Below are 2,812 nucleotides of genomic sequence, written 5' to 3'. Positions count from 1 at the left end.
ACTGCTCCTTCCAGTCGGTGGGGGCCAGCTCCTTCGCGTTCGCGTTCGCGGCCTCGGCCAGCGCCACGGTGAGCAGCAGCACCCCGGCGCGTTCGGCGGCGGCTTCGCGCATGACGGCATTGAGCGCTCGGCCGTCGGCAGCGGCCCAGGCCAGCATCACACGCAGGGCCCGCTGCCGAGCCGTGCGCCGCCCGGCGCTCATGTCCTGAATGGTGGCGATCAGGTTGCTCATGACTTTGCCTCCCTGGCCTTGGCCTTCGCGCGGCGGTTCTGCCGCGTGCGGTAGCGGTTGATCTCGGGCATGAGCGCACAGGTCAGGTCGGGCAGCCGGTCGTCTGGAACATCGGCCACAGTCCGGGCGCCCAGGGCCTGGAGCGCTATGTCCACCACTGCGCCGCGCCCGTCGTCCGTGAGCGCCTTGAGGGCACGGGCCACGTTGTCCCGTGTGGCGCCTTTCGCTTTGGGCGCGGCGGGCGGAGCCGGAGCGGGCTGGACCACGCCGCCGTCGAGGTGGTCTGCGATGCGCTCCAGTGCATCGGCTATCCGGTCCAGCGGGGGTGATGGGTCAAGAGAGGGATTCATGGTGCGGTCCTTTCAGTGGTGAATGCGGTTGGTTGTGATCAGGTGCGGATGTTTCGACCCTCCCCTGCTACGGCGGGTGCCGGAGGCCGTAGGGGAGGGCCACTGTGTCGGGGTGCGGGCCTGTTCTGCCCGGGGTACCCGGGGCGCTTTGATGTACGCCTCGAGAGAGCGAATACGCGCGTTGTCAAACACCCCCGGGTACCCCGGGCAGAAGCCCTCGACCAGCAGTTATGCGTGGCCATCGGTTTCTTCTTCGGACATCCGCCAGCGCACTCCCAGGTACAGCCGCTGTCGGCCGCGCGGCTTGTAGTCGCCCCTGTAGTGCGGTCGCACGAATCCGGCGGGTAGGTGTGCAGTGCGGACCTTCTCGACGTGACCCTCGACCTCCTGGTGCTGCAGGAATCGGTCGGCGAAGGTCTGGTCGCTCCAGGACTTCTGCCCGTTGCTTGCGAGCCAGTCGTTGAAGGCTTCCAACAGATCGCTCGTGAGAATCGCAGCCTCCGGGTCGAAGACGAGGCGTTCGCGCACGTACGCCAGCACCTGGTCGGCGGAGGCCCGCCAGTCCTCGGTGTCGTGCTGCACCACAGCGGGCGGAGGCGGTATCACCTGACTGGCCGAGTGCCACCGCACGGCTCCCGCCACAATCCATGCCAGCACAGCTTCCAGTTGCGGCTGGCCACGCTCGATCCGGGTCCGCAGATCGGAGACCGGGAACTTGTGCGGGAACCGCACCAGTGCCAGCCGCCGCCAGGTGCCGTGGTCGACCTCGTCGACGCGCGGTCGGTAGTTGGTGGCCAGCAGCAGGGAGTGCGTGGCATCCCAGGTGACGCTGTCCTGCCGAATGTGCCGTGCCGTCATCTGTGGTGTGCCCACGGTCGCCTTCAGACGCTTCACATTCAGGTGTCGCGCCTCGGGCGTCTCTTCGATCACCGCCAGCCGCGCACCACGCAACGTCATCAGTTCGGTGGGGTGGTCGCTCGGGTTCGCCAGCAGCACTCGCTCCGGCACGAACGTCGCGTGCTGGCCCAGGGCCCTCAGTTGTGCTCCCAGGAATGTGGACTTGCCGTTGCTACCCCCACCCTGCAGGACCGGCATCAGGTCATCCGGCGTCGGATGGCCGGTGGCTGCCTGCCCACACCGGACCTGCATCCAGTCGGCCACCTCAGGCGGGAGTGCCCGCAGAGCCTGGTCCCAGTCGGGGTGCGTCGCTCCGGGCACGTACGCCACTCGGGTGATCTTGGTCAGCAGCAGCTCGGGGTCGTGCGGCAGCAACTCGCCTGTCCGCAGGTCCACCACGCCATTCCCCACGTTCAGCAGGTCCGGGCGAGTGTCGAACTGGTCAGCCTCCCGCTGCACCACACCCCGCATCAGGGACGTGATTCCCCCGATGCGCCCACTGCTCAGAAGACCCGCCACCGTCTTCGCGTTGGCTGGGTCGTTCAGTTCCTGGAACAGCCGCTTCACTGCACGCCGCACGACCTCCCGGACGGCCGTGTCGTCGCTGGGCTTCCACCGTTTCCCGGTCCACTTCATCCAGCCCAGCCCGACCGCCCAGCACCATCGTCCGCCGAGCGCGTGCTGGGCCATCCACTCGGCCATGAAGGTGTCCGAGTAGCCGGACGGGTCCGGCAGCCGTCCGCCCGGTGTGGTGTCCTCCGGCACGGCATCGAGTTCGCCCGCTACGGGCTCCCACGGCAGCCCGGCGCGGGCGTGGTCACTGGTGGCCTTGGCTGCCCACTTCCCCGGCACAGCCTCGGCCATGGCCTCCGGCACAATCCCCTCATAGAGCGCTTCGGCCTCGGCCAGCGTGCGCGCGTTCCAGGGGGAGTGCGCCAGCGCGGCCAGGGTGTCGGCGGCGTCGGCCAGCAGACGTTCCCAGCCACGGTCCCGGTCGTCCCGGTGGCCCTCGGGCCAGTCCTCCGCCTCGGCCAGTTGCTTTCGCCACCCATCCACGCGGCGCTGCACCTGCGCGTCAGCATTCCTCTGCTCCACAGCCGACAGGTCCTCATACGCGGGACCATCCCCAGCGGTGGCCTCCACCGGCTCCGGCTCGGGCGGCACGGTCGGGTCCACCTGCTCGTCCAGCAGCACGGCCTCCACCGGCAGCGGGGCACCATCCAGCACGTGGTGCTCGTAATCGTCCCGGTCGGCGGGCACCGTGGGCTTGTACATCAACCGCTCGGGCTGCACGCTCCCGGCGTCGAACCGCTCCCGGCCCAGGCGGTGCATC

3 protein-coding genes are annotated in these 2,812 nt (G+C 69.2%); all 3 read right to left on the bottom strand.

The genetic code is table 11. The annotated features are described in order from the left end of the window. Positions 1 to 232, bottom strand: a 232-nt coding sequence (locus FV560_RS19890; protein WP_159623752.1) for a hypothetical protein, incomplete at its 3' end; no start/stop codon positions are given. After that, positions 229 to 582, bottom strand: a complete 354-nt coding sequence (locus FV560_RS19885; RefSeq protein WP_159623750.1) for a hypothetical protein — start codon at positions 580 to 582, stop codon at positions 229 to 231. The genes FV560_RS19885 and FV560_RS19890, both read right to left, overlap by 4 nt. Before the next feature lie 228 nt (positions 583 to 810). After that, positions 811 to 2,812 (bottom strand): DNA primase family protein (locus FV560_RS19880; RefSeq protein WP_200837843.1); only part of this gene is annotated, 2,002 nt, incomplete at its 5' end.

Source organism: Ruania rhizosphaerae (genome assembly GCF_009805705.1).
Classification (GTDB): Bacteria; Actinomycetota; Actinomycetes; order Actinomycetales; family Beutenbergiaceae; genus Ruania; species Ruania rhizosphaerae.
The sequence above is the reverse complement of the archived record's forward strand: the minus strand, read 5'-3'. Positions and strand labels throughout refer to the sequence as shown.